Below are 221 nucleotides of genomic sequence, written 5' to 3' on the forward strand. Positions count from 1 at the left end.
CCGTTAGCCGGGGAAACGGGCTACAGGGGGAGAACTGGCTGGAAAAAGTGCGGACTATTCCGGCGATACCGGCGGTGGTGAAGGGCGCTCCGCCGACGCTGATCCTGCAAGGCGAACTCTTTTTGATGGTGAACGATCATCAGCAAAAGATTCATGGCGGTATCAATGCCCGATCCACGGTAGCCGGTGCGCTGATGAAAAACCAGCTTTCGCCGGTCTTG

General features: G+C 57.5%; 1 pseudogene. It reads left to right on the forward strand.

Annotation, left to right across the window (positions count from 1 at the left end):
- A pseudogene (gene ligB, locus ACM615_RS24150) lies at positions 1–221 on the forward strand (NAD-dependent DNA ligase LigB); the annotation flags it as partial.

The sequence above is a fragment of the Rahnella sp. PAMC25617 genome (genome assembly GCF_050606005.1).
Lineage (GTDB): Bacteria > Pseudomonadota > Gammaproteobacteria > Enterobacterales > Enterobacteriaceae > Rahnella > Rahnella variigena.